At 70.2% G+C, this 26,296-nt stretch carries 21 protein-coding genes and 3 pseudogenes; 11 read left to right on the forward strand and 13 right to left on the reverse strand.

The window, feature by feature from the left end; all coding sequences use genetic code 11:
• Positions 1-13: 13 nt before the first annotated feature.
• The 6 genes and pseudogenes from ACE4Q9_RS00555 to ACE4Q9_RS00580 all read left to right on the forward strand — a co-directional run bounded on the left by ACE4Q9_RS00555 (position 14) and on the right by ACE4Q9_RS00580 (position 6,716).
• A complete protein-coding gene (locus tag ACE4Q9_RS00555; RefSeq protein ID WP_397982183.1) occupies positions 14-1,765 on the forward strand; it encodes a thiamine pyrophosphate-dependent enzyme in 1,752 nt (583 codons plus the stop codon).
• 198 nt (positions 1,766-1,963) lie between these two features.
• On the forward strand, positions 1,964-2,320 hold the full coding sequence (locus ACE4Q9_RS00560; protein ID WP_397982184.1) for a PRC-barrel domain-containing protein: 357 nt from the start codon (positions 1,964-1,966) through the stop codon (positions 2,318-2,320).
• Positions 2,321-2,604: 284 nt separating this feature from the next.
• Complete coding sequence (locus tag ACE4Q9_RS00565) at positions 2,605-2,991, forward strand: STAS domain-containing protein (RefSeq protein ID WP_397982185.1); 387 nt, start codon at positions 2,605-2,607, stop codon at positions 2,989-2,991.
• Between the two features lie 653 nt (positions 2,992-3,644).
• Entirely contained in the window at positions 3,645-5,408 is a 1,764-nt protein-coding gene (locus tag ACE4Q9_RS00570; RefSeq protein ID WP_397982186.1) for a glycoside hydrolase family 15 protein, read from the forward strand.
• Positions 5,409-5,618: 210 nt separating this feature from the next.
• Positions 5,619-5,777: pseudogene (locus ACE4Q9_RS00575) on the forward strand (glutamate decarboxylase); the annotation flags it as partial.
• A gap of 69 nt (positions 5,778-5,846) precedes the next feature.
• A pseudogene (locus ACE4Q9_RS00580) lies at positions 5,847-6,716 on the forward strand (class II glutamine amidotransferase).
• A 71-nt stretch (positions 6,717-6,787) separates the two neighbouring features.
• Here the strand turns inward: ACE4Q9_RS00580 and ACE4Q9_RS00585 are convergent.
• Positions 6,788-7,429: a carbonic anhydrase gene (locus ACE4Q9_RS00585; protein WP_397982187.1), complete on the reverse strand. Its 642-nt coding sequence runs from the start codon at positions 7,427-7,429 to the stop codon at positions 6,788-6,790.
• 317 nt (positions 7,430-7,746) lie between these two features.
• Between ACE4Q9_RS00585 and ACE4Q9_RS00590 the strand changes: the two genes are divergently transcribed.
• The gene (locus ACE4Q9_RS00590; RefSeq protein WP_397987078.1) at positions 7,747-8,073 is read left to right on the forward strand and encodes a DUF2071 domain-containing protein; all 327 of its coding nucleotides are present in this window, start codon (positions 7,747-7,749) and stop codon (positions 8,071-8,073) included.
• 433 nt (positions 8,074-8,506) lie between these two features.
• On the opposite strand, the gene ACE4Q9_RS00595 is transcribed toward ACE4Q9_RS00590, so the two are convergent.
• From ACE4Q9_RS00595 to ACE4Q9_RS00640, 10 genes and pseudogenes are all read right to left on the reverse strand, one after another.
• Positions 8,507-8,677 carry a hypothetical protein gene (locus ACE4Q9_RS00595; protein WP_037661814.1) on the reverse strand — a complete coding sequence of 57 codons (171 nt, stop codon included), beginning with the start codon at positions 8,675-8,677 and terminating at the stop codon, positions 8,507-8,509.
• A gap of 618 nt (positions 8,678-9,295) precedes the next feature.
• Positions 9,296-10,141 (reverse strand): RNA polymerase sigma factor SigF, encoded by an 846-nt coding sequence (locus ACE4Q9_RS00600; RefSeq protein WP_397982188.1) that lies wholly within the window; start codon positions 10,139-10,141, stop codon positions 9,296-9,298.
• Between the two features lie 192 nt (positions 10,142-10,333).
• A pseudogene (locus ACE4Q9_RS00605) lies at positions 10,334-10,919 on the reverse strand (alpha/beta fold hydrolase).
• Between the two features lie 392 nt (positions 10,920-11,311).
• Positions 11,312-11,554: a hypothetical protein gene (locus tag ACE4Q9_RS00610; RefSeq protein ID WP_397982189.1), complete on the reverse strand. Its 243-nt coding sequence runs from the start codon at positions 11,552-11,554 to the stop codon at positions 11,312-11,314.
• Positions 11,555-11,725: 171 nt separating this feature from the next.
• Positions 11,726-12,223 (reverse strand): MSMEG_6728 family protein, encoded by a 498-nt coding sequence (locus tag ACE4Q9_RS00615; RefSeq protein ID WP_397982190.1) that lies wholly within the window; start codon positions 12,221-12,223, stop codon positions 11,726-11,728.
• 512 nt (positions 12,224-12,735) lie between these two features.
• Positions 12,736-14,946 carry a SpoIIE family protein phosphatase gene (locus ACE4Q9_RS00620; protein WP_397982191.1) on the reverse strand — a complete coding sequence of 737 codons (2,211 nt, stop codon included), beginning with the start codon at positions 14,944-14,946 and terminating at the stop codon, positions 12,736-12,738.
• A gap of 215 nt (positions 14,947-15,161) precedes the next feature.
• Positions 15,162-16,115, reverse strand: coding sequence for an anti-sigma factor RsbA family regulatory protein (locus tag ACE4Q9_RS00625; RefSeq protein ID WP_397982192.1), 954 nt, complete (start codon positions 16,113-16,115; stop codon positions 15,162-15,164).
• Positions 16,112-16,990, reverse strand: a complete 879-nt coding sequence (locus ACE4Q9_RS00630) for an MEDS domain-containing protein (protein ID WP_397982193.1) — start codon at positions 16,988-16,990, stop codon at positions 16,112-16,114. Before ACE4Q9_RS00630 ends, ACE4Q9_RS00625 begins: the two co-directional genes overlap by 4 nt.
• A gap of 175 nt (positions 16,991-17,165) precedes the next feature.
• Positions 17,166-17,453, reverse strand: coding sequence for an STAS domain-containing protein (locus ACE4Q9_RS00635; protein WP_397982194.1), 288 nt, complete (start codon positions 17,451-17,453; stop codon positions 17,166-17,168).
• Positions 17,453-21,610, reverse strand: a complete 4,158-nt coding sequence (locus ACE4Q9_RS00640) for a SpoIIE family protein phosphatase (protein ID WP_397982195.1) — start codon at positions 21,608-21,610, stop codon at positions 17,453-17,455. Before ACE4Q9_RS00640 ends, ACE4Q9_RS00635 begins: the two co-directional genes overlap by 1 nt.
• A gap of 408 nt (positions 21,611-22,018) precedes the next feature.
• Between ACE4Q9_RS00640 and ACE4Q9_RS00645 the strand changes: the two genes are divergently transcribed.
• From ACE4Q9_RS00645 to ACE4Q9_RS00655, 3 genes are all read left to right on the forward strand, one after another.
• The gene (locus ACE4Q9_RS00645) at positions 22,019-22,639 is read left to right on the forward strand and encodes a hypothetical protein (RefSeq protein ID WP_397982196.1); all 621 of its coding nucleotides are present in this window, start codon (positions 22,019-22,021) and stop codon (positions 22,637-22,639) included.
• Positions 22,632-22,988: an STAS domain-containing protein gene (locus tag ACE4Q9_RS00650; protein WP_397982197.1), complete on the forward strand. Its 357-nt coding sequence runs from the start codon at positions 22,632-22,634 to the stop codon at positions 22,986-22,988. The genes ACE4Q9_RS00645 and ACE4Q9_RS00650 overlap by 8 nt, the downstream gene beginning before the upstream one ends.
• 807 nt (positions 22,989-23,795) lie before the next feature.
• Complete coding sequence (locus tag ACE4Q9_RS00655; protein WP_397982198.1) at positions 23,796-24,008, forward strand: hypothetical protein; 213 nt, start codon at positions 23,796-23,798, stop codon at positions 24,006-24,008.
• 176 nt (positions 24,009-24,184) lie between these two features.
• Here ACE4Q9_RS00655 and ACE4Q9_RS00660 read toward each other — a convergent pair whose 3' ends face one another.
• Positions 24,185-25,030, reverse strand: coding sequence for an RNA polymerase sigma factor SigF (locus tag ACE4Q9_RS00660; protein WP_397982199.1), 846 nt, complete (start codon positions 25,028-25,030; stop codon positions 24,185-24,187).
• Between the two features lie 271 nt (positions 25,031-25,301).
• Complete coding sequence (locus ACE4Q9_RS00665; protein ID WP_397982200.1) at positions 25,302-25,649, reverse strand: helix-turn-helix transcriptional regulator; 348 nt, start codon at positions 25,647-25,649, stop codon at positions 25,302-25,304.
• Between the two features lie 122 nt (positions 25,650-25,771).
• Here ACE4Q9_RS00665 and ACE4Q9_RS00670 point away from each other — a divergent pair, with 122 nt between their 5' ends.
• Positions 25,772-26,230, forward strand: coding sequence for an STAS domain-containing protein (locus ACE4Q9_RS00670; protein WP_397982201.1), 459 nt, complete (start codon positions 25,772-25,774; stop codon positions 26,228-26,230).
• Positions 26,231-26,296 lie beyond the last annotated feature (66 nt).

A 26,296-nucleotide genomic window follows, 5' to 3' on the forward strand; every position in this document is an offset into this window, starting at 1 on the left:
CCGGAGGACCCACATGTCCCGTACTGTTGCCCGCGTCATCGTGGACGCGCTGAGCGAACTCGGCGTGCGTCAGGTGTTCGGCGTCGTGGGAGACGCGCTCAACCCCCTGACGGACGCCATCCGCAGCACCGAGAGCCTGGAATGGGTGGGTTGCCGGCACGAAGAGGCGGCGGCCTTCGCCGCGAGCGCGCAGTCCCAGCTCACCGGCACCCTCGGCGTGTGCATGGGCACCGTCGGACCTGGTTCCGTCCACCTCCTCAACGGGCTGTACGACGCCGCCAAGAGCCACGCCCCGGTCCTGGCCATCGCCGGACAGGTGCCGCTCGCCGAACTCGGCAGCGACTATTTCCAGGAGGTCGACAACGACGCCCTCTTCAGCGACGTGGCCGTCTTCCGCGCCACCATCACGTCGCCCGACCAACTGCCGCAGATGCTGGAGACAGCGGTGCGCACCGCACTCGGCCGCAAGGGCGTCGCCGTCCTCACCGTGCCGGGTGACCTGGGAGAGCGGGAGCTGACCGCCGACCGCCCGCCCCGGTTCTCCCTGACCCCTGCGGTGAGCCGGCCGGACGGTTCGGCCTGCCGGCGCGCCGCGGAACTCCTCGACCGTTCCGAGCGCGTCACCCTGCTCGTCGGGGAAGGAGCACGCGCTGCCCGCGAGGACGTCCTCGCCCTCGCCGACCGTCTGGCCGCGCCGATGGTGCTCACGCTGAAGGCGAAGGCGGGATTCGAGGGCGACCACAACCCCTTCCAGGTCGGCCAGACCGGCCTGATCGGCAACCCCGCCGCGGCGGCGGCCCTCCAGGACGCGGACACTCTTCTCCTGCTCGGCACCGACTTCCCCTACCGGGACTGGTACCCCGAGGGCAAGACCGTGATCCAGGTCGACACCGAGGCCACCCACATCGGACGCCGGGTGCCGGTCGAGGTCGGTCTCGTGGGCGACACCGGCGCCACCGTGCGCGACCTGCTGGACCACCTTGCCACGTCCAAGGGCACGCCCGACCGTTCCCACCTGGACAAGGCGCGCGAACGCTTCGACCGGTGGCGCGCCGGCCAGGCGCGGCTCGCCGACCCCGATCACGACAAGGGCCTCGTGGGACGGCTCCGCTCCGCGCTGGACAACCGCGCCCACGACATCAGGCCCGAGGCGCTGGCCGCGGCGGTGGACCGTGCCGCCGCCGACGACGCCGTCTTCACGTCCGACACGGGCATGGCCACGGTGTGGCTCTCCCGTTTCGTCGAGATGCGGGGAGAGCGGCGCCTCATCGGTTCGTACAACCTGGGCTCGATGGCCAACGCGATGCCGCAGGCGCTGGGCGCCCAGTGCCTGGACCGTGAGCGCCAGGTCGTGGCCTTCTGCGGCGACGGCGGACTCAGCATGCTCCTCGGCGATCTCATGACCCTCAAGACCCACCGCTTGCCCGTCAAGCTCGTCGTCTTCGACAACCGGCGCCTGGGGATGGTGAAACTCGAGCAGGAGCAGGCCGGTCTGCCCGAGTTCGGCACCGTGCTCGACAATCCCGACTTCTCCGCCGTGGCCGAGGCCATGGGTATCACCGGCATCCGCGTGACGGACCCGTCGGAGGTGGAGAGCGCGGTGCGACGGGCCTTCAGCAGTCCGGGGCCGGTCCTGCTCGACGTCCTCACCAACCCCGACGAGGTCGCCGTTCCGGCCCAGCCGACCGTCGAACAGGGCTGGGGGTTCGCGGTGGCCAAGATGAAGGAGGTCGTACGAAGTCACGGGGACACCAGCGGGCACTGAGCGCTTCGAGCCGTTCCGGTTCCCGGGCGGCCGCCATCGGTGATCAGGAAGGTCTCGCCGGCGGCGGCCTTGGCACAAGTCTGCCCGAAATGCCGGCATCAGGCGATTACTCATCTGCTTCACGGACAGACGGAGCTTCCCGAGATGAAAAACGGGATGCACGGGCATCCCCTCGACGAGTATCTGCAGAGGACGGGCATGACTGAGGACATGTGGAACCACGCGCCGACGGCAGGCCACACTCCTGACGCCGACCTGACCGGCTATGCGGTGGAGACGTCGGACGGGCGAGTCGGCAAGGTCGACCAGCACTCCAGTGACATCGGATCGCAGTACATCGTCGTCGACACCGGCGTGTGGATCTTCGGCAAGAAGGTCCTGCTGCCGGCCGCGACGATCACCGCCGTCGACCACGAGTCGAGGACCATCCGGTTCGCCAGCTCCAAGGAGCAGATCAAGAACGCGCCGGAGTTCGACAAGGACAGGCACCTGGGCGACCCCGCCTACCGGGACCAGATCAGTGGCCACTACGGGACCGGCGGCCCAGGGCACTGAGTGCCGGCGCGGACGCCGGCCCGTCCGCGCCGTGAAGTCGCTGGCGGCCGTGGCTGTGCCACTGGCCCATCCGCTGGTATCCGCACGGCTGACGCCCCCGTGGCAGCTGGCGAAGCGGCGCGGCCGGCCACTCGCCGCACCGGATCATCGGGCCTCTGGCCGGTCATCCTGGACCAGCGGCGGACTGCTGGTTTACCGACAAGCAAACCGCGTACAGCAGAAATGAACATCGTCTCACCGGGTAGGCGGCCTGCTGTCGTATAAAACCCGTCCGAGGAGAACTTGTGAGCCAATCAGCAGGTCTGGGCGTCGAGGTGGCCGTGATCAGCTCCGACGCCGCGATCATCACCGTCTGCGGAGACCTCGACGCCGACACCGAACTCGCACTTCAGCACCAGGTGGCCGGCCAGGTGGTGCACGGACGGCGTCACCTGGTGCTGGACCTGGCGGGCGTGCCGTTCATGGACTCCTCCGGGTTGCGCGTCATCGTCCGAACCGTCAGCGAGATGCGGAACATGGATGGATCCGTGTCCCTGGCCGCGCCCAGCCAAGTGGTGCGACGTGTGCTCGACCTGACCGGGGTCGGCATGAGCTGCCCCATATTCGACACCGTGGACGCGGCCTGTGAAGCTCTCCTCGGCCAGAAGGACGAAATGTCGAAGCACGCGTGACAGGCCTTGATCGATGGCAAGGCCTGACGTGGGAGCCAGGGCAGGCGGATCAGCGCTGCTCACTCGGTCCACGGTCAGGCCTGCCCGGCGTCTGCCACCCGGAACACGGTGTCCATGTCATGCGCGGCCCCCTGAACCGGGTGCTCATCCCACAGGGCGATGAGGAGGCGGGAGGCGGGGTGCCCGCCGCGCGTGCAGCCGGAAGATCATGCGCCGGCGGAGGACCCATCGAACGAGGTTTGGCCCCACCCCGGCGAGAGCGCGTAGGCGCCAGGACCGTCCGGCGGCTCATGGCTCAGGCAGGAGTGTGCTCTGCGTCACGCCTGCGTGTTCCCGGTACCCCCAGAAGGCTCGTTATGAACGGAAGGCCCGGGGAATCCATCCCCATACCCGGCAAAGCCGCGCCTTCAGAACCGCAGAGCTAGGAGAAGCCGCATGACGCGGGAGACGCGATGGCGAACGCGCGGAACCTCGCGGTGTGCGGCGCCGGGCGCGCCGGTGCGCTTCGGACCGACCTACGTCGACCCGTTCGCGCATGCTGTCGCCGACTGCGGCGAATGCGGTGAGCAGACCGCGTACCTGGGCCGGGACCGTCCCCCAACAGAAAGCGCGCACAGGCTCACCGCGTGGCCTGACCGCCGGAGCCAGCATCGATGAGCAGCATGTCCTTCCCGCCGCACGCGCTACACGACTACGCGCTGCTCGCTGACGGGGAGCGCGGCGCCCTGATCGGACCGGACGGCGCCATCAACTGGTTGTGCTCCCCCACTTGGCACGACGATGCTGTCTTCGCCTCCCTCATCGGCGGACGAGGCGTCTACGCGGTGACTCCGCGCGACCGCTGGGTTCCCGGTGGCTATTACGAGGAGGGCACCCTGATCTGGCGCAGTCGCTGGGTCACCACCAGCGGTGTCATCGAATGCCGGGAGGCGCTCGTCTTCCCCGGCGAGAAGGACCGCCTGATCCTGCTGCGGCAACTGCTCGCCGTCGACGCGACCGCTCATGTCCGGGTCGTGCTCGACCCGAGCGGCCACTACGGACGCGCCCCGCTCGGCCGCACGCGCCGTGACGATGACGGGGTCTGGCATCTGACCACCGGACGGCACCGACTGCGCTGGCAGGGTGCCGCGTCGGCAAGGGCCCACGGCGACGGCTTGGTCACAGATCTCGTGCTCAAGCCCGGCGAACGCCACGACCTCGTGCTGGAGTGCTCCAGCACATCGCTGCCGCGCACCCTGCCGCGAGCCGAGCAGGCCTGGGCCGTCACCGAACGGGCCTGGCGGCAAACTGTTCCATCGCTGGACCACACGATCGCCGTCAGCGACTCCCGGCGTGCCTATGCCCTGTTGCGCGGGCTGACCACCCACGGCGGCGGCATGGTGGCCGCGGCCACCACCAGCCTCCCCGAACGCGCCGAGACGGGCCGCAACTACGACTACCGGTATGTGTGGATCCGCGACCAGAGCTACGCCGGCCAGGCCGCGGCCGCCGCGAATGCCCCTGAACTCCTCGATGCGGCGGTCAGGTTCGTCGGTGAGCGGCTGCTGGCCGACGGGCCGCACCTCGCCCCTGCCTATACCGCGGACGGCGCGCCGGTACCCGGCCAGCAAGAGCTCGACCTACCCGGCTATCCCGGCGGCTTCAGCCGCACCGGCAACCACGTGAAGGAACAGTTCCAGCTCGACTGCTTTGGCGAGTCGTTGCTCCTCTTCGCGGCAGCCGAACGCCACAACCGGTTGGACGCAGACGGCTGGAAGGCCGCCGAGACCGCCGTGCGGGCCATCGCCGCACGGTGGCGGGAGCCGGACGCGGGGATCTGGGAGCTGGGCAACAGGTACTGGACTCACAGCCGACTCACCTGCGTTGCCGGGCTGCGCGCCCTGGCCGCCGCGGCACCCAACCGGCAACACGCCGACGCTTGCACCCGACTCGCGGACACGCTGTTCAACGAGACCGCGGCGAGTAGCGTGCACGCTTCCGGGCACTGGCAGCGCAGCCCGGACGACCCGGCAGTCGACGCGGCGCTGCTGCTGCCCGCTCTGCGCGGTGCGCCGCGCGCCGACGACCCACGCACTCGTGCCACCCTCGCCGCCTGCCGCGAGCACCTGGCCGACGAACACTTCGTCTACCGCTTCCGCCACGATGACCGGCCCCTCCAGGAAGCGGAAGGCGCTTTCCTGCTCTGCGGCTTCCTCATGGCCATGGCGGAACACCAGCAGGGCAACACGGTCGACGCCCACCGCTGGTTCGAACGCAACCGCGGCGCCTGCGGCGCGTCGGGACTGTACGCGGAAGAGTTCGACATCGCCCAGCGTCAACTGCGCGGCAACCTCCCCCAGGCCTTCGTACACGCCCTGCTGTTGGAGAGCGCTGCCCGGCTTGCCCGGGACCCCGGTGCGGACGGCGTCCTCCGCTGAACAAAAGCAGCCCATGTGCTCGGCCCTGGCTGAACCGTTCGATGAGGTCGGGCCTGGTGGCGGGGTCCCAGTGTGCCGGGGTGGTCAATGCCCAGCACGTCACGCTTGAGGTTTTGGTCGCTGAGCTGTGTGAGGACCCGGGGGCCGGGGCCATCGGTCACCGGCAGGGATCGCGTGGTGGCCAGTGAGCGACTGCACAGTCCCGGAACCGGCTTCAGCCACGACCTGGCCGATCTGCTCTTGGAAGACCTGCGCCGCGTCCTGCCCCGTCTGGACAAGCAGGGGGAGCCGCACCGCGACGAGGACAACGCCGGCGACTTCGCCCACGGCGCGGAGACGAAGAACCCCCGCCGCCCCGGCCGCCACTGACCACAAGACCCACGAACCGCCGACCCGGCACGATCCGTAAACGGGCCGACCGGCCCCTGGAGCAAGCCCGTGTGCCGCCTTTTCGGCCTCAGCAGCGCCCCCCGACGCACGCACGCCACCTTCTGGCTCCTCGACGCCCCCGACAGCCTCAGCCGGCAAAGCCACCGCGACCCCGACGGCACCGGCCTCGGCCACTTCACCGCCGACGGCGCCCCGCACGTCGACAAGGCGCCCATCACGGCCTACCGCGACCGCGCCTTCGCCAAGGAGGCACGGCGGGTGGAATCGGTGACGTTCGTCGCCCACGTGCGTTTCGCCTCCACCGGCGACCTCGACATGCGCAACACTCATCCCTTCGAACAGGACGGCCGGATCTTCGCCCACAACGGGGCCATCGAGGGCCTCGACAAGCTCGACGACCACCTGGGCGAGGGCCGTTCGCTGGTGAAGGCGGCACAGACTCCGAGCGCTTCTTCGCCCTGATCACCCGGGAGACCCGACGGCACGGCGGCGACGTCACCACGGGCATCCGGCAGGCCGCCCGCTGGATCGCCGCAAACCTGCCCGTCTACGCCATCAACCTGATCCTCACCACTCCCGAGGAACTGTGGGCACTGCGCTACCCCGACACCCACGACCTGTATGTCCTCGAGCGGTCGGCGGCCGGTCGGCACGGCGGTCGGCATCTCGACCACAGCGGCAGCCACGGCCGCATGCGCATCCACGCCGCCAGCCTCGCCGACCACCCCGCCGTCGTCGTGGCCAGCGAACGCATGGACGACAACCCCCATTGGCGCGATATGCAGCCCGGCGAACTCCTTCACGTCGGCCGTGACCGACCGCATCACCCGCCAGATCGTTATTGCCGATCCTCCGGCGCACCAACTCGCCCTCGACGACCTGCATCCCGACGCGGCCGCCTCCCAGAAAGCCGCTTGACGGCTGTCCAGCCAGAGAGGTGGCCGACCTGCTCCACGGGTTACGGGTCGACATGGCGCTCTGAGTCGGTATCAGAACGCGGTCGGGGCCACCGCATCGAGACCGCGAGACGCGACGAGTTGCGCGCTTCCGTCGGCCAGGCCGTAGCACAGCCCCACGACGGCGGCCTGCCCGGCGGCGACCTTGTCGGCGAGCACACGGGAGCGGTCCAGCAGCAGGTCGACGGTGTGCTTTACGTGCTCGGCGAGGATCTCCTCCGGCTCGACCCGGCCGGCGGCCCGCGCCGCCAGCACACTGGGCGTCACCCGCTCCACGACGTCCCGGACGTATCCGGCCGGTGTCATGCCGTTCTCCAACGCGGCGCACGCCGCGCCTACCGCGCCGCACGAGTCATGGCCGAGCACCACCACCAGCGGGCAGCCCAGCACGTCCACCCCGTACTCGATGCTGCCCAGTACCTCCGCACCCATGACGTGGCCCGCAGTGCGCACCACGAAGAGGTCACCCAGCCCGCGATCGAAGATGATCTCGGCAGCGAGCCGAGAGTCCGAACATCCGAACAGCACGGCGAAGGGCTGCTGGGCCGGTGCGATCTCAGCGCGGCGGGCCGCATTCTGGTTGGGGTGTTCAGGAGTGCCCGCGATGAAGCGCTGGTTACCGGCCAGCAGCAGCTCGAAGGCATCGCGAGGCGTCGAAGTCTTGGTCTCGGTCATGTCCGCAGCTTACGAGCCTGCACCAGCCGTGGCACCACCAGGATGGCCCCGCACGGCGGCAGCTGCCGGGGCGGACACACCAGGGAGGGTCTCCATAGACCGCGCTGGCGAGGCCGCCGATGCTCCGCGCTCGGCTGCGACCAGGAACTGCTGGAGGCGAGCGTATAGCGCGCCGCCCGCCACGGGCCGAGCAGCACCCGGGTCGATCCGCGTGGTCGGCAACGCCGGGCATGGAGAGTCTGGACGAGCTGCTGGGGCTTCCACTCCCGAGGGCGGAGTGGGACGGCGCCGCGTGGGTGGGGCTGACGCTTTTCGTCATGGCGGATGCGCGCCTGCACGGCATTCCCGCCACGATGCCCGGCCTCCCTACCGTCGCGGAGACCAATCTGCGGACATACATCCGGAGCCGTGATAGGCGCGACGGGATCTGGTTCCTGTCCATCGGGGTGGCCTTCCCCCCGATGCCGGCGGACCGCGCCATCGGTGCGCCGTACAACCCCGCCACCCTCACGGTCTCTGCGGACCTCGCGCTGGCGGGCGTACACGCGCCGACTCTGAATGCTCTGGGAGACGCCCGTCGAACACGAGCCGTGGCCGCTGGACCACGCCACTGCCGACGTACGACAGAGCGTCAGCCTGTCTGACCCGCAGCAGACCTGTGCTGGGCCAAAGCGCCGCAGGCCGCACAGGGCGGGCACGAGCGGATGAGCCCGGTGCTCAGCGGGACTTGAAGGTGGCCGGGCTCGTGGAGCAGGGCGGCGACTTCCTGGCGGGGTCAGGTGAGGCGCACGACGGTGGACTTGGCGGATGCGGTGGGTTCGCGTAGCCCAATCTGGGCCAGGATCGGCCGCCACACTCCGAGGACGACTCGTCCGACGGTGTCGGCGAGCAGGCCCTGTAGCGCAAACTCCGGGACTCACACGTCGTACGGCGCTCTTCTCGAAGAAGACTCGGGCCTTGGCCAGCAGCAACACGTAAATGCCACCCCTGCACGGAGACGTCCCGTACGAAAGGGGCCCGGCCGTGTTCGGCCGGGCCCCTTTCGCGGGCAGCGCGCTCCGGCACGCCGGGCTTCGTCTACCAGCGGTACCAGCGGCCCTTGCGCCCGCCGCTGTCGGCGGACCGGACGACGAAGCCCAGCAGCCACACGATGAGTACGATCACCGCGATCCACCACAGGGCCTTCAGGGCGAAGCCCGCGCCGAAGAGGATCAGAGCCAGAAGAAGAACCAGAAGCAGGGGAACCATTGTTATCAACCTCCTGGCCTTCGCATGCCCTTACTTCACCCCGACAAGCACACAAAATGTGCGTTTCTTTCAAGAAATCCAGGGCACGCGCACACCGCAGTCACGGCTGGGGTGCCGCCGGCCTGACCGAACGTCGGCGGTGGCGTGTCGGCGAACCGCTGCTGCTGTCGCCTTCACAGACGCATCTGCATCGGACCGCCCAGGACGGGTACCGCGCGTCCAGGGGCGGTTACTCGACGCTGGCGTTACTGGTGGGCCTGGACAATGCACTGATCCCCGTTCCCGGGCAGTCGATGAGTCGCCTGGGTGGCCGCCACCACCGCGGCAGAGGTGGCGTACCTGCTCGGACGCCGCCGCGGCACACACTGATCGACCGCTACCGACCTTCACCGCCCGCACCTGGCTCAAGCACCGCCACCAGCAAGCACGGGAACGCCCACCGGCATCCCGATGAGACGTCCCCGTGGCCAGACCCACGGTGGAGCCTGCGCACGCCACTGCCCGACCGGGGCGCGCGCCGGCGGCACGGCATCGGCGCGCGGGAGGCCGAGCACCATCTCGCTGGCTCACTGCGCGCGTTTCCGCCCGGCTACAGCCGCGAAATGCCGGCGCGGTTGTTCAGCCGGTGGTGAGCATGCCCTCGCGCAGGCGCGCCAGGCAGCGGGAGAGCAGACGGGATACGTGCATCTGAGACACGCCCAGGCGTTCGCCGATCTGAGCCTGAGTGAGTTCCTCGACGAAACGCATGTGGATGATCAGCCGGTCCCGTTCGTCCAGTTCCGCGATCAGCGGCGCCAGCGCGTGGAAGTCCTCCACCAGTTCCAGGGCCCTGTCCTCGGCGCCGATGAAGTCCTGCAACACGGCTTCACCGTCCTGGCTGCTGCTGATCGCGGCGTCCAGGGAGGCGGAGTTGTAGCCGTTGGAAGCAAGGCGCGCCTCGACGACCTCTTCCTCAGGCAGGCTCATCAGCTCCGCCAGTTCCTTGACCGTCGGATCACGGTCCAGGCGGCTGCGCAGCTCCTCGGTCGCGCGGGCGAGTTGGACACGGGCCTCCTGAAGCCGGCGGGGCACGTGCACGGCCCAGGTGGTGTCACGGAAGAACCGCTTGATCTCGCCGACGATGTAAGGGATGGCGAAGGAGGTGAACTCCGTCTCACGGGACAGCTCGAAGCGGTCGATCGCCTTGATCAAGCCGATCATGCCGACCTGGACGATGTCCTCCATCTCTTCCGCCCCGCGGCTGCGGAACCGGCCGGCCGCGAAGCGGACCAGGGACATGTTCATCTCGATCAGCGTGTTGCGCGCGTACTGGTAGTCAGCCGTCCCTTCCTCCAGCACCGACAGCTGGTCGAAGAAGACCTTCGACAGTTCGCGGGCGTCCTTGGGTGCCACCTGGGAAGGATCGGCAACCTCCGGCATCCCAGCGGCCTGAGGGTCCGCCTTCGTCGTGATCGTGAGCGCCATGCCCTGTCCCTCCCACATTCGATGCCCTACTCGTCGCCAGCCCGATACCGCTGACGCCAACGCGCGGATGCCCCCGTGAGTTGCGTCTATGCCTCTATGCAATCAGATCGGGGGCGTCTGCCGGGATTGGGGTCGTCGTGGCACCGCGCCGGAAGTCGATGATTCCAGTCGAACGGGCGGCTCATCGCGTGCTCAGTCGGTGTGGGCCACCACGGCATCGATGAGCGTGGACCAGAGTTCACGGGGGCGGTCGTGGCCCATGTCAGGGACCAGCAGGAGTCGGGCACCGGGCACCAGCTCGGCGGTGCGCCTGCCGCCGCTGGGGTCGATCAGCGTGTCGTCCAAGCCGTGGATCACCAGTGTCGGTACCCGCAGTTCACGGAGCGCGTCCGCGCGGGAACCGCTGAGGATCATCGCGCCGAGCTGTCGTGCGATCCCGGCGGGGCGGTAGGCGCGGTCGTAGCTCGCGGCGGCCAGTTCACGCAGCGCCGCGGCGTCGCCGTACCGCTTGGACGCCCACACCAGCTCCTTCTCGGCCGCAGCGATGTACCCCGCTCATGTCGACGGGGTGGTCGTCGAATTTGGTGGACAGCCCGCAGTCACGATTGTCGTACCGGATCACGTAGCGTCCGCGGTCGGCCAGCGCCCGGCAGAAGTCCTCGTGCCAGGCGAGCATCTGCGCGCCAAAACCCATCACGAGCAGGACCGGGGGGTCGCCGGGGTCGCCGAAGGCCTCATACGCGAGGGACACTCCGGGGGACACACCCATGATCGGCATGTCCGCAGACTGTCATGGCCGGCCATGGCGTGCACCCGGAATTTGGGCGCGTGAGGTGGGGCGAGTGCCGGCCCGGGTAGCCGGCATCTGCCGAGGGCCGGCCCCTGACCTGGCTCTGCCCTCCCCCTTCCCAGCTGGGGAATGCAGGTGTTCTTCGTCGGCCCTGATCAAGGGCCGACGAAGAACCCGAGAGGCTGTGTACCCAACCCCTCAACACGCCGAGTGCCCCCACATCACCATCCACACATGCTTCCGCGTGCGTGCACGGGAATCTCGCACCGCCCTGACCTCGGGAGAACCAGCTTGCGCGATCGGTGTGCCGACGGGGCTGAGGTGCCCGCGCGCCAGTCGGCGGGCCGACGGGCGGACACCCCCGGCACCAACTCGAACAGCTACTTCTTGGTGCAGACCAGGTGGGGCTTGACCCAGACCCGCTTGGACTTGCCGTGAGCAGTAACCGTCCGGTAGTGGCCCTTGACCTTGTGGCACTTCTTGCCGACGGTCGGCGCAGCGTGGCTCGTCGTCGTGGTCGACGGCGCCGCGGTGGCGGTGCCTGTCGCTACGGCCCCTGCCCCCGTGGCCAGCATCGCCGCCGTGAGCCCGGCGGCGAGACTGCGTGCGATTCGGCTCCTCATGAGCGACTCCTTTCCGATCGGCGCGCCCGGCCCGGGCCCCTCGGACGGCAGGCCCCGGCCAGGAAGCGCACCTTCGAGGGTCACCTCAGGCGCCCGAATGTGCATCTACAGGACGAAGTGTCACCCGTTCGGTGTACGTGCTCGTGCGTTGTGGTTGCTCCAGTGCGATTCTTACGGGCGTTTCGCGGCCTGGTCACCCTCGCCGCCCTCGCGGTCGGAGGCCGGCCACACATAGGGCAGATCGTCCGGCACGCCGGGGAATGCGGACCCGTAGGTGTCCCTGTCCTTGCGCACGAGCGCGGACTGGTGGCTGCGGTGGAAGGCCCGGTCTCCCAGCCACGGTGGCAGTTCCCCGGCGGCGGCGAGAGCGGCCTGGTCGCGCACCCCGGTGTGCGGGTGGACGGCGCCGTACCCGGCTACCAGGGAGGCCGCACAGCTGTCCTGGTGGCCGAGCTCGCGCCAGACCCGGCAAACCTCCAGGCCGTAGCGCACCAACGCCTCCTCGTACCCGCTCCACATGCGCACCGCCGGGTGTCGGCGCCAGCCATAGCCGGGAACGGTCAAGCCGCGCAGTACCTGTAGCGCCTCCACTCGCTGTTTGCCCAGGCGGCGGAGGTCGAGGAGCTGAGCCGACCGCCGGAAGTCGGGATCGGGCAGAAAGGTCTGCATGGGCCTCCAATGGGCACGTACCGGGAGCCCGCCGGCCTGCCCGGTGTCCGATCGGGGATGTATGCGCGGTTCCGCGGTCTCGTGGGCGGACGGTGGCGTCGCCTGGCCGGTTCTGTGCGGTTCAGCCGGAGGCCACGCAGGGAAAACCGGCACCGGCCCATCCCGTTCGGGCGGGGTTGGGTGCCCGGGTGGTGGCCGGCGCCCCCGTTGACGTACCCGTACGGGTCGGCGCTGCGGCAGCACTGGCGGTCGCCGCCGGCTGCACGTACCACGAGGAACAGTTCCGCATGAACGACCCTTCCTGTCACCCGGGTTCCCACCGAGCACCGCCCCGGCGCCCCGGCCGTACGCGTCGGCCCGGCGGAACTGCCTCGATCATTCCCTGGGCGCCGAGCAATTGTGCTACTCCAGCGGGGGGAACGCGGGCGCCCACCCCTACGGCGGAGCAGGGGAAGCTCCGCCGTACATGACCGTCGTCCCAGCCCCTCGCGTCCGTCCCGCGAACCGTGTCTCTACGGCGCCGGCGCCTCCGCGGTGACGACCAGTGCGGCCTGGTCGTCCTCGACCGTGTGGCCGCTCATGAAGGCGCGGACGTCCTCCGCCAAGCTCCGCACGATGTCGGTCGCGGTCGGGTGGAGCGGCGCGGTGGCCAGAGCACCGGCGAGTCGGGCGTCTCCGTACTGGTCCGTGCCAGCGGCCCTGCACTCGGTGATGCCATCGGTGTAGAGCACCAGGCTTTCGGTGGGCCGGAGGATGAAGCGGCTGGCGCCGAGCCGGGGCGGGATCCCGATGCCGAGCAGGCCGCCGGGTGCCTCGACGCGGTGCACCGCGCGGTCGGCGTCCAGCAGAAGGGGCAGTGTGTGGCCGGCTCGCACGAGGTCGACGGCGAGTCCGTCGGCGACCGGTGTGAGATGGCCGTAGGTGAGCGTCACGAAGCCGTTGTTCTGCTGGGCGTTGCGGTCGTTCAGGGCCCTGTCCACGGCCTTGACGATGCCGACGGGGTCCTCGACCAGCGGGGCGACGGCACGAGCGGTGTGGCGGACCAGGGCCGTGGTGGTGGCGGCCCTGGCACCACGCCCGCAGACGTCTCCGAGGATGAAGGCCCAGCTGCCGTTGCCTCGGGGGAAGACGTCGTAGAAGTCACCACCGATCTCGAGCCCCTCGCCGGCCGGATGATAGAGGGCGGCCAACTGTGCGCCGGGGATGTCGGGCAGGTCCGGTAGCAGCAACCCGCTCTGCAGGTCGCGGGCTATGGCGGCGCGCTGCGCGTACTGGCGTGCGTTGCGCGCGGCCGAAGCCGCGCGGCGGGCCACTTCCTCCGCCAGGGCAATCCGGTGGCCGTCGAAGGACATATCGCCCGTGGAGTAAAGGCTCAGTACGCCGAAGGGCCGCTGACGGTCCATCAGAGGAACACAGACGTATCCCGTGACACCCAGCTCCTGCCAGGGTCCCGGTCCGGCAGGGGTGCGGCGGGCCACCTCGGTGAGGCCGGAGGCGAGGACCCGTGCGACGGCGTCGCTCTCGGCGTCCCGGCGGGGGCTGTGGGAGGCGAGCAGGGCGTGGGCCCCGTCCGTCGGGGCGGCGGCTGCCACCCGACGCACCTGGCCGGCTTTCACGACGTCCACTGCGGCGAGCGGGGCCAGTGCCGGGACGGACAGGGCGGCCAGCCGTTGGAGTGTCTGTTGCTCGTCCAGCGGGCCGGCCAGGGCGGTGCTGGCGGTCAGCAGGAAGGCGAGGTCGTCGCGGGCCGCCTTCGCCCGGGCGTCGGCCGCCTGCCGGGCCTGTTCGGCGTGGTGCCGCTCGATGGCCAGGGCGGCGGTGCCGGCGAAGAGCTGGGCCAGTGCGAGGTCGGTGTCCTGGGGGGCGCGCGCATCACGGTGGTACATCGCGAACGTGCCCAGCAACCGCCCGTCGCGAGCGAGGATCGGCGTGGACCAGCATGCGGCCAGCCCGGCCCGGACGGCCAGGTCACGAAAGTCGTCCCACAGGGGGTCGGTGGTGATGTCGGTGACGATCACCTTCCGCCGCCGGTGGGCGGCTGTGCCGCACGAGCCGACGCCTTCACCGGTGGCGATGCCGTCGATGGCCTCGTTGTAGAAGCCGGGCAGGCTGGGAGCGGCGCCGTGGTGCAGGCGGCGGCCGTCTTCGTCGGCCAGCAGCACCGAGACGATGACGTCGGGACACAGGTCCTCGATCACCCGGCACATACCCTCCAGTACCTCGGGCAGGGGCGCCTGGCGGGCGATCTGCTCCAGCAGCGCGCGCTGCTCGGCGGCCAGTCGCCGCGCTTGTTTGACCTGGGTGGTCTCCACTCCGATCATCCGTACGCCGATGACGTTGCCGCCGACGTCGCGGCGGGCCTCGTAGGTGAAGTCGAAGTACGCCTCACGGGACTGCCCGGCGGCGCCGATGACGACGCGGGTGTCTCGGCCGACGTACCGCTCGCCCGACCGGTACACCTGGTCGAGCAGCCTGATGAAACCCTGGGCCGCGAGCTCCGGCATCAGCTCGCCCAGAGGCACGCCGGTACGTGTGCGCTGCCCGCCCCCGATCGCCGAGAAGAAGGCCGGATTCGCGGCCTCCAGCACGTGAGCCGCCCCCACCATGGACGCGAACAACGCGGGAGACGTCCCGAACAACAGCGACAGGTCCTCGTCCGTGTCCCGAACCGTCGGCGACAGGTGCGGCCCGCTCGATGGCCGCCGCTCGCGCTCAGCCCTCATTCTGTTCCTCCCCTCACCCCGTACAGGGGGTGGGCGGTCGCTTCCCCCGGCACTGGTCCATGCCTCCCCTGAGACTGTGTGCACCGGCCGAACAGGCCGAACAGGGTCGCCATCACGCACAACGAGCCCTGCCTCAATGGATCGGCGAGCAGCCTCCACCACACGGCGAATCCGGGTGAAGCAGCCTGCGCGATGTGTCCGTCACGGCTCACCGCTCAGTCCAGCGTCAGGTGCAGACGCACGGTCAGGCCCGAGGGCAGGGCGCGCATCTCAACCAGATCGCACAACTGGTACATCATCCAGACGCCGCGGCCACCAGCCGCGGACAGCGGATCGGGCCGACGCCGACCGACGAGCGCGTCCGTGAGCAGTCCTCGGTCCCTCACCTCCGCGATCAGGGTGTCGGCGCTGCGCCACAGCCGCAGCGTACCCTGTCCTCCCCCGTGCCGTACCGAATTGCCGGTGGCCTCGTTGATGGCCAGCAACCAGTCGGTGCGCCGGCGTGGGGACAGGCCGGCAGCCTGTGCCCATTGCCCGACGGCGCCACGAACATCGGCGAGGTCCTGCTCCGTGAAGCCTAGGACGAGTGGATCCGCCGGCTCCTCCATGGGCCGGTCGCAGTCCCGGCACACCGCCTGCGGGTCTTCGTAGTGCGGGTTGTGCCGGTAGCCGTTCGCGGCTCCGACGACAGGGTGCGTGCGGCGTGCCTCCGCCAGCACCCGCTCCGGCAGGGCGGTGTCGTAGGGGCAAAGGATCGTGGTGGAACGGCCGTTGAACGCCAAGTTGATCAGCGCCTCGTGACGCGTCGCCTCTCGTGCCTCTGCCTCGGTGCGCCCGACCCAGATGAGTTCCCCCACGATGGACGGGCGCCGCTCCGGGTGTCGGTCGGCGAAGTCCTGGAGCATCGACAGGGCGCGCCCCGGGTTGCGCCCGGCCTGCCGCATGTCGACGAAGGTGACGTCCTCGTCTCCAGCGCCGACGGCCTCCCGAAGAAGCTCCAGGCGTGGACCGGGAACGGCGACGAGTACAGGGCGTCCGCCGCCCGCCTCCGCGTGCACGAAATCGCCGACGCTCCGCAGGTATTCCTCTTCCGTGGAGTAGAAGAGGGCCGGGTGGTGGAGGGACGGATCGACCCCGCTCGCCTCCGTCGTCGGTGCGTACGTCGTCACTGGCCGGCCTCCTGCAGGCCGGCCCCCAGCTCGGGGAAGAGTTCCAGCATCCGGTGGAACGCGGGCGGCACCCCGACGAGGCGCACCGGCGTCCCGGACGGGCGCCGCCGCGCGGCGTGAGCGATCTCGGCCAGTGAGGCGATGTCGAGGTGGTCGAGGCCGGACAGGTCCAGAGTGATGTCCTTCGACGGGGACGCGGCGACAGCGGCTGACGCCGAGGCGGCCACGCGGCGGCTCTCGTAGCCCGCCGACCCGGACAGACGGAAGCCGGGACGACCGGCCAGAGGCACGACCGCCAGCCCGGACCGGGCGCGAGAGGAAGGCGCGGCTCCTGTCCGTGTCAGGTGTGCGCCCGCCAGCCGCTCGAGGGCTCCGGGTGCCAGCAGGCGACGGTCGTAGAAGCACCAGGCCGTCAGCGGCAACTGCTCGAAGACCTCGTGGTGGATACGCAACTCGTACTCCAGCAGCCGCTGCGCCCCGGCTATGCGCCGGACTCCCCAGGACATCTCGCCGATAACCCGCAAGTTCCCGTACCCCTGACCTATGGCGGCCTCGACGGCGCGGCGCCACACAGTGAACATGGCGTCCGGGTCGAAGCGGGCTCCCCTCAGATAGGTCTCGTCGGCGGTGGTCACAACGAGCTGCCCCCGCCGGACCGCGGCGCCGGCATCGACGCCCCGCTCGGCGAGTGCGCGCATCACTCGGCGGGGGTCGGTGCTGTCCGCGAAGTACTGCACCTGCTCACCCCTGTCGAAGCCCGCACGCACGAAGGGCACAAGATGGGCGAGCCACTCTTCGTCGGTGGAGTACTCGACCGCGACATGACGGTCCGCCGCGGCGTCGCCGTCGACCGACCCGCATACGTCCTGCGTCAATCTGCCCCTCCCTTCCCGCGCGCTCCAGCTACCCACCACGGGTGCGCATCACCCTATCGCGCGCCGCGGAAGCCCCGGTAAAGCCCTCGCTCCCACGGCGAACGGTCCTTCGGCGGGACGGTGCGGTGACCGTCGGCCGCCCCCGAGCGTTGCCGATGACGCCGACGTCCCTCCCTCACAGGCCGTGGACGGTCGCGAGGTCGGAGAGACCCGAGATCACCAGCACTGGAGCGAGCAGGGGCGTGGCCACGAGTTCGACCCGGTCGGCCCGGGCGAACAGCACGTTGAGGCCGGCACTGTCCAAGTACTCGACACCGGTGAGGTCGAGTATCACCGGGCCCGTGGTGGAGTCCAGCGCCTCGCAGAGGGCGTCGGTGTTGGTCATGTCGATCTCACCGACGGCTGTCAGCAGGGCGGTGCCGTCGGACCGCCGGCCTGTGGTGAGGGTGAGCGGAGTGGTCATCACGCGATCCTCGTCTGCATCTGGACGGTGGTTCCGGCGGCGCCGGACGTGACGGTGACGTGCTGCATCATGGCTTTCATCAAGGTCATGCCGCGGCCGCGGTGGGCGTTGGCCTCGGGCTGCGGGGTCTTCCACTGTCCGGTGTCGGCGATGACCAGGCGCAGGTCGTCCACGAACGCCTCGGCGCGCAGCCGGACCGGCTCGCCCGGTGCATCGCGATGGCCGTGTTCGATGGCATTGGCGCAGGCCTCGCCGGCCGCGACGAGCACGCTCTGCGCGGTCTGCGGCGGGAGCTGGCACCGCTCGAGCCAGCTGCGCAGAGCCTGCCGGACCGGTGCCAGCTGGGAGGACTCCGCGGGGAAGGTCATCTCCAGTGGGGCCGGGTGCCTGTAGAGCAACAGAGCGACGTCGTCGTCGTATCCGTTTTCGGGCGCCAATCGGGACATGACCTGGGTGGCGAGGTCATCGACGGCCGCGTCCCTGCCGTCCTGGACGGCTTCACCCGCCTGGTGGATACCCGCGCTCAGCGGACGCCGGCGGCGCTCGACGAGCCCGTCGGTGTACAGCAGCAGCGTGGCACGCGCCGGGATCGTGCACTCCCCCTCGGGGCGTGCCCGGCCGGGCCGCACGGCCAGGGGCAGGGACCGTCCGTCCTCGAGCAAGCGGGTGGTCCCGTCGTGGTGGGCGAGGATGCCCGGCGGGTGCCCGGCGCTGGAATAGGTCAGCCGGCCGGTCTCGGGGTCGAGTACGCCGCAGAAGACGGTCGTGCACAGCGCGCCGGGGATGCCGGCGGCGAACCGGTCGAGGGCCATGAGGGTCTGCGCCGGGCTGGCGTCCTGCAGGAGCAGGGCGCGGCAGGCACTGCGCAGCTGCCCCATCACGGTCGCCGCTTCCAGGCCGCGGCCGACGCAGTCCCCCACCACGATGCCGATCCGATCGTCGGGCAGCGCCACCGTGTCGTACCAGTCGCCGCCGACCTCCAGCGGTTGGGTGGCCGGTTCGTAGCGAACGGCGAAGCCATCGGGCAAGTGGGAGGGCCCGAGGATGGCGCGTTGCAGGGCGATCGCCGTCTCGCGCTGCTGGTCGATCTGGTGGACGCGGACAAGGGCCTGGGCCAGATGTCCGGCCAGCAGCGACAGCAGCAGCTGGTCCTCGTCGGTGAAGGGCCTGCTGGTGCCCAGGTCCACCCACAGCACCATGGGCCCGTCCGGGTGCTCCACGACGACTCCGGCACTGGTGTGATCGGTGACCGGGGTCAGCAGCGGCCGCTCGCGCAGGGCACGGAGCGCCTCGCGGCGGTCGGCGGACAGGTGCGGCCAGCGCAGCGAGGAGTCCGTGGCGGTCAGTTGCGGCTCCTCGGAGCGGCCGAAGACCACGGCGAGCACCTGCCGGGCCCGCCACAGGTCCTTCAGCTCGCCCAAGGCGCCGACGACGGCGTCGTGCAGGCTGGGGGCTTGGGAGACCCGGACGCTGAGCCCCGCAAGAGCGCTCTCCCGCTGGATGGCGTAGTGCTCGGCGGTGACATCCCGGAAGGTGCCGACCACTACACGGCGCCCGGTGTCGGGGTCCTCGGCGTGGTTGAAGGAGACGTCCACCCAGAGCCGACGACCGTCACGGTGGGTGACGGGGATGGTGTAACGGCCGTGCCCCTCCTCCAGGAGGTCGCCGAAGGCCCGGGCGACCTGTTCATGGCCTTCGGGGTCGGTATCGGCCTGCGGCCACCAGGGGTGGATCGGTGCGTAGGGCAGTTCCTCGGGACCGAAGCCGAGCATCTCGGTGAACGCCGAGTTGATCTCCACCACCGCGCCGTTCTCGTCGCAGACGAAGAACGCCTCTTGCAGGGAATCGACCAGTGCGGTGCGCCAGCGGGCGTGGTGGGTGCGCAGGCGGGACAGTTCCACGTTGGCCCGCACCCGTGCCAGCAGCTCCGCCGCCGCGAAGGGCTTGACGAGGTAGTCGTCCGCGCCGGCCTGCAACCCTTCGATGGAGGCCTCCTGTCCGGCTCTGGCGGACAGCAGCAGCACGGGCACGGCAGCGGTGCGCTGGTCGGCACGCAGCTCCCGCACCAGGGACAGGCCGTCGAGACGGGGCATCATGACATCGCTGATCACGAGCTCCGGAGCGGCTGCCCTGACGGCCCGCAGGGCTTCGTGCCCGTCGGTGACCGCCTCGACCTCGTAACCGGCGCCCCGCAGGATCCGGATGAGGTATTCGCGCATGTCGGCGTTGTCGTCAGCGATCAGCACCCGGGCGGCTACCGCGGGACCCTGTGTATAGGCCGTGTCGCTCGTCACCGGCGTCACAGATGGTTCCGCGCCGGGGACGTCCGAGGGGAGCCAGCGCAGCGCCTCCACGAGGTACGGCTCCGCGGTGGCCGAGGGGGCGGCGGTGGAGGCGACGGGTACCAGCGCGTCAGCGGGCAGGTGCTCCGTGCCGAAGGGCAGGCGGATCACGAAGCGGGTGCCCTCGCCCAGGGTGCTGTCGGCGCTGATCGTGCCGCCGTGGAGGCCGACGAGTTCCCGGACCAGGGCGAGACCGATGCCGCTGCCCTCGTTGGACCGGGAGCGGGCGGTCTCGATGCGCTGGAAGCGCTCGAACAGTCTGGGCATCTCCTCGGCGGCCACGCCGATACCGGTATCGGCTACCGTGACCACCGCCTGGCCATTCTCGGCTCGGACCGAGACGCGGATGGCTCCCTCGAAGGTGAACTTCAGCGCGTTGCTGAGCAGGTTGAGAACCACCTTCTCCCACATGCCGCGGTCGATGTGCACCGGCTCGTCCAGCGCGGGGCAGTCGACCTCGAACGCGAGACCGGCCTTGTCCACCGCAGAGCGGAACACACTGGCCAACTCGGCGGTGACCGCCGACAGGTCGACAGGTTCGTACCGGGCCTGCATCCGTCCCGCCTCGATGCGGGAGAAGTCCAGGAGGCTGTTCACGAGTTTGCCGAGCCGCAGGCTGTTCCGGCGGATGGACTCCAGTTCAGCGCGCACCAGGGGATCGCCCCCGTCGAACTGCGCGAGCAACTCCTCCACCGGCCCCATGATCAGGGTCAGCGGGGTGCGGAACTCGTGGCTGATGTTGGAGAAGAAGGTGGTCTTCGCCCGGTCCAGTTCCGCCAGTTCCTCGGCCCTCCGCTGCTGGGCCTGGTAACTGCGCGCGCTGGAAATGCCGGCCGCGATGTGCCCGGCGACCAGTTCGACGAAGCCGCGGTAGCTCGCGTCCAGGGGCCGGTAGCGGTTCACCCCGGCCACCAGGAACCCGTAGGGGGCAGTGCCCTGCTGGAGCAACGGCACGGCCAGTGCCTGGGCGGGGGGCTCGGGCCACGGCCCGGCGGGCAACGCGGTGAACGGGGCCCCTTCGAGGTCCAACAGCACGGACTCGCCGCGGGCCAAGGCGGCGGACGGCCAGGGAGCGTCCTCGGCTTCGGCGGACAGGGAGGCCGGCGCCGCCGGGTGTTCCGCCGTCAGCCCGGTGCAGGCAGCCAGCCGCACGGTGCCGTCCGGCTGGAAGAGATAGGTCAGCGTGAAGGGCAGGTCACTGGGGTTGTGCGTGAGTTGCTGACCGGCAAAGGCCAGCATCTCCTCCTCGGTCCGCACGACACTCGGGTCCGAACCCAGGTCCCGCAGTGTCGCCATGCGCCGTTCACCGATGACGCGCTCGGTCTCCTCGCTCACCACGCACAGCATCCCGACGACCGCGCCGGAGTCGTCCCGCAGCGGGCTGTAGGAAAAGGTGTGGTACGACTCTTCGGGATAGCCCGAGCGCTCCAGGAACAGCAGCAGTGCCTCGTCCCACGTGGCCTCGCCCGTTGCCAGTACGGTGTCGATGCGCGGGCCGATGTCCTCCCAGATCTCCGCCCAGACCTCGCTCGCCGGGCGGCCCAGCGCCCACGGGTACTTCTGCCCCAGGGTGTCACGGCGGTAGGCGGCGTTGCAGAAGAACGTCAGGTCCGGCCCCCAGGCCATCCACATGGGGAACCGTGACGACAGCAGGATGCTGACCGCCGTCTGCAGACTCTGCGGCCAGCCCTCGGGCGTTCCCAGCGTGGTCGAGGACCAGTCCACCGCGGCGAGATCCGCGCCGACCACGGCGTCGGCGGCGAACACATCGGCCGCCGCGTGCGACGGCCGGTGTCCATCTCCAGAACCTGCCACAGCGAACCCCTTCAACGATCCCGGCCGACTCCGGCCCATCTGCCGATCACACGTGCGCTGACGCCTTCCGTACCCCCCGGGGCGAGGCGTCGTTCCTGCGCGGGACCAACGCCCGGCGCGATCTTCCGATGGGCAGGGTGACCATTCCGTCCTCAGCGAAACGATCGCTACGTAGGATAGGCCCACCGGCCGGGGCATCCGCACCCGGCATGGTCGAAGAACTACTCAGGCGGGGGGCCGCAGGCTATGGCTTCGAGCGGGTCGGCGCGTCTCCTCGCCGTGCCGCCGGACGATGGTGGGCGACCGGACCCCCTGCCCAGGCATCAGGTCGCGCACGTCTCGTCCGGCTGCGCTCCCGACAGCATCGCCTTTCTTGCCGCCAGGATCGTCCGCACTCCGATGGCCTGCGTGACGATCGTGGACGCCGGCCGGGGACGCCTCGCCGGATCCCACGACCTGGCTGAGGGCACCGAGGCGGGCTGCCTGCCGGGGCTGCCGGACCGTGCCGGTCAGCCGGGTGCCTGCAACATGGACACCGATGCCGGTGAGCGTCCGGGCACCGTGAATGGGTCGGACATCCGTCCGCACACGCCCGGCACCGACCGGCTCGACGACCTGCGGGACTTGGCGGCGCTGGTAGCGGAGAAACTCAAGCTGCTCCTGTCTGCCCAGCGCACGGTAGCCGCCGAACGGGCACGGCGGTCCGATGTCGAGCGTGCTTTTTTCGAAGTGCGGGAACCGGCCGCCGGTGGCCTCGTCGCCTCACACTGGCCGGCGGCGGGCGCGCCCGGCCTTCGCCCCGCGCGCGGACCGAACCGTGGAACCGGGCTCCGTGATCGGCGGACAGCTCATCGACCTTCCGTAAAAGACGGCCTCGTCAAGGCTCGTGCACCCCACGGCGCCATACTCGACCAGGAGCGGCTCGCCCGACACCTCGCGCGCCGGGCGCGTCCTCTTCCGGCCGCCTGGACAGCCTCCTGTCCATCCCTGTACAGCCTGCATCACCCCACCAGGAGAACCGGTGACTGAGCCAACTCTGACCGTCGCACAGCAGCTTCACGAGGCCGGCGCCGTCGTACTGGAGGTGACCGGCGAACTCGATCACCACACCGCGCCCCGGCTCACCTGGGCGCTGGAGGACCTCACGCTCGCGCCCAGGACGCTCCTGGTGATCGACCTCTCCGGCGTCTCCTACTGCGATTCGACGGGCATCACCGTGCTCGTGACCGCCTTCCACCGTGCCGAGGCCGCCGGTGGCTCCCTCGGCCTGGCCGGGCTCAGTCCGGACCTCGGCCGCGTCTTCCGGACCGTGGGCCTGGACCAGGTGTTCACCTGTTACCCCACCGTAGGCGACGCCCTCGCCACGCTCCCCCGCTGACCGCTCCTCCCACCGCACGCATGACTGAGAGGACCAGCACGAAGACGCGGCGCGGGACGGGGCTGTTCCTGTGGTGTAAGACCTGCTGCCCGCCATGCCCCTGGCCTCTTGAGCCATCGAGGTGTGGCGAAGCGCGCAGGACGTGCGGTTCGACCTGTCGGCTTTCGGGCTGAGCGAGACAGCTCGGTGCACGGCCGCATGCGGGGGGCCGTGAGCGGTGCGCCATCGGCAGACGCCGCGGCGCAGGGGGCCGCCGATTTCTTTTTTCGACAGCCTGGTCGACGGGCCGACCGACGCGCCTGCCCCGCTAGGGCTCCGCGGCCTGCCCGCACCTGAGGACGCGGAGCACGAGGCGGTGGCGGTCGCGCGCCAACTGCGCCCTGGTTTCCAGCGCAAACAGACGTCCGCGACTTCCTGGTCAGCGTCGGCTCCCCGGCCGACACCATGACGACCAGCCACCCCGTTCGCCCCGCAGCCGCGGCCCGACGCCCCCATCCCCGGCCCGGAGGCCGACACGAGCGCCGCCGGGGTCGCCGCCGGTCGTGTCCGGCGGCCTGGTGCCGTCCGGCCCTACGCTGGGCCTGGCCTCGCGGCGCGGTCGCGGCTACGCGGCCGTGGCCGGTGCCACACCGCGCCCCAGTTGCTGGGGCACTTCTCCACCAGGGGATGCGGGAGGTGTCCCCCTGCTGGTCGTGGGTCTCACGCAGGTGGACTTCGCGACTCCAGTGCGTCGGGCGCCTTCGTCAGCATCCACCGCCGCTGTTCGGACGCGGGCCGCCGGTTCGCTCCGACCGGTGTCCAGTCCGGGTGAGGCGCACCTCCGGACTCACGCGCCCGGCGACCCTGCTGCCCCCGCACGCCGACCGGACCGGGAACATCCGGCAGACGGACCGGCCCGGTGATCGGGACACGGTCCGTCTGCTGTTGTCCGGTGTGCCGCAGGCTCAAGTGACCGCGCCTGCTGCCGTGCTGGACGGTGTCGGCGGCGACCTCGTCGGCGGCCGTACGCCGACCGCTTAGCCGCGTGACGGCGCGCGCCCGGCGTCCCGGCCGTGCCGGGTGGTGAACGCCGGCAGCGCGGCAGTGCGCCGGGACATCCATCCCGAAGGTTTGAGCCTGACCTGCGCGGAGCCGGGGCATCTAGCGGTTGCCGAAGGAGCGGCGTGAAGCGGGGTACCCGCCTGCGCGGGACAGCGTCAGCTTGTGGTGAGCATGCCTTCCCGCAGGCGGGCCAGGCAGCGGGACAGTAGGCGGGAGACGTGCATCTGGGAGACGCCGAGCCGTTCACCGATCTGGGCCTGCGTACGTTCTTCGACGAACCGCATGTGGATGATCTGCCGGTCGCGCTCGTCGAGGGCGGCGATCATCGGGGCCAGCGTGTGGAAGTCCTCCACCAGGGCGAGGGCCGCGTCGTCGAAGCCGATGAAGTCGGCCAGGGCGGTTTCGCTGTCGTCACTGGTGCTCAGGGCGGCGTCGAGGGAAGCGGCGTTGTAACCGTTGGAGGCGATGCGGGCTTCGACGACCTCCTCCTCGCTCAGGCTCATCAGCTCGGCGAGTTCCTTGACGCTGGGGGTGCGGCCCATGCGGCTGCGGAGTTCCTCGGTGGCCTGGGCGAGCTGGACGCGGGCTTCCTGGAGTCGGCGGGGCACGTGCACGGCCCAGGTGGTGTCACGGAAGAACCGCTTGATCTCACCGACGACGTAGGGGATGGCGAAGGAGGTGAACTCGACCTCGCGGGAGATTTCGAACCGGTCGATCGCCTTGATCAGGCCGATCATGCCGACCTGGACGATGTCCTCCATCTCCTCCGGCCCCCGGCTGCGGAACCGGCCGGCGGCGAACCGGACCAGGGACATGTTCATCTCGATCAGCGTGTTGCGCGCGTAGCTGTGCTCGGGCGTGCCCTCCTCCAGCGTGGCCAGCCGCTCGAAGAACAGCTTCGACAGCTCCCGGGCGTCCTTCGGAGCCATCTTGGCAGCGTCACCGATCTCCGGCAGCGCCGTCTGCGTACGCTCCTGGGTGCTGGTGGCCGTGATCGTCATCGGTGGTGCCCCTCCCGGCTCATGTCCGGGCTCATAGCCAACCCGGTGAAGCCGCGTCTACCCACGCCCTCACCCGCCATGTACGCGAGTTATCGATCCGTTACAGAAGCCGTCGGACGGGTGGTCGACTGCCCCGCCGCGTGGTTCGGGGCCGGCGGGGCGACGGGCGCGGCGGATCGACAGCCTGGCGGCCCTTGGGAGTCCCGCGGGCCGGCGGCCGGCTGCGCTCCGCCAGGCCCAGACCACGTCCCCGCGGCCCGCGCGCGGTTCGTCAGCTGCTCGTGCTCTGCAGTCGTGGCTGGTCGGAGCGGATCGCCTCGTCCTGGACCAACAAGGACAGGAGCGAGGCCACCGTGAGCCCGATTCCGGCCTCAGCGGGATGGCGCAGGATCTTGCCGGGGTCGATCCGATAGACGTTGCCACGCCCCTCGCGGGTATGGGAGAGGTAGCCGTCCTGCTCCAGATCGAAAATGATCTTGTGAACGGCCCGTTCGGTGAGTCGACAGTGGGCGGCGATGTCACGGATGCGCGCGTTCTGATTGTCCGCGATGGCTGCGAGCACGCGGGCGTGATTCGTCAGGAACGTCCATCCGGTATGAGGCTCGGGCACTTCATCCATGCCCAGAGTTTAACGAGTCGCCATTCATGCACGCACAAACATGCACTACATTTCATGCATTGATTGTCTTACGTGTGGGTCGCGGGAGAGCGGGCCCTGACACGCAGGTGAGGAGTGAGCTCATGCATGACCCCGGCTGCCGGGCTGTCGCCCTGTACTCATCGCGCGGTGCCCGCACAGGTGTGGAGATCCTCGGCGAACTCGACCTCGACTCCGGCCGCGGCATCCGCGGCAAGCTGCGCGAAGCACTCACCCGGTCAGCGCGCGGACTCGACCTGGACCTGAGCGGGCTCGAATTTTGTGACTGCGCCGGCCTGAGCGTCCTGATGGACCTGCGGCAGCAGGCGGCTCTGCAGGGCAAGACGGTGGTCGTCCGCGCTGTCAGCCCCATGGTCGACAGGCTGCTGGCCATCGTCGGAGCCCGGGAACTCTTCGCACCGGCCGCCGAGCCGAACCACCCGGCGTCAGCCGGCTTCGCCGCCGCCCCTGCGGTCGAGGCGTCCCCAAGCGCCGCACTGTCACGCAGCCGTACACACATGACATGGATGCCCCAGCCGTCGTGCGGGGCCGCCATCGACTGACGTGATGCCAGTGCCTTCCTGTCGGGCGTGGCGGCGCGGCTCAGCTCGGCCAGGCTCGCGAGACGG

This window comes from Streptomyces sp. AM6-12 (assembly GCF_044327085.1).
In the GTDB taxonomy this organism is placed as follows: Bacteria; Actinomycetota; Actinomycetes; order Streptomycetales; family Streptomycetaceae; genus Streptomyces.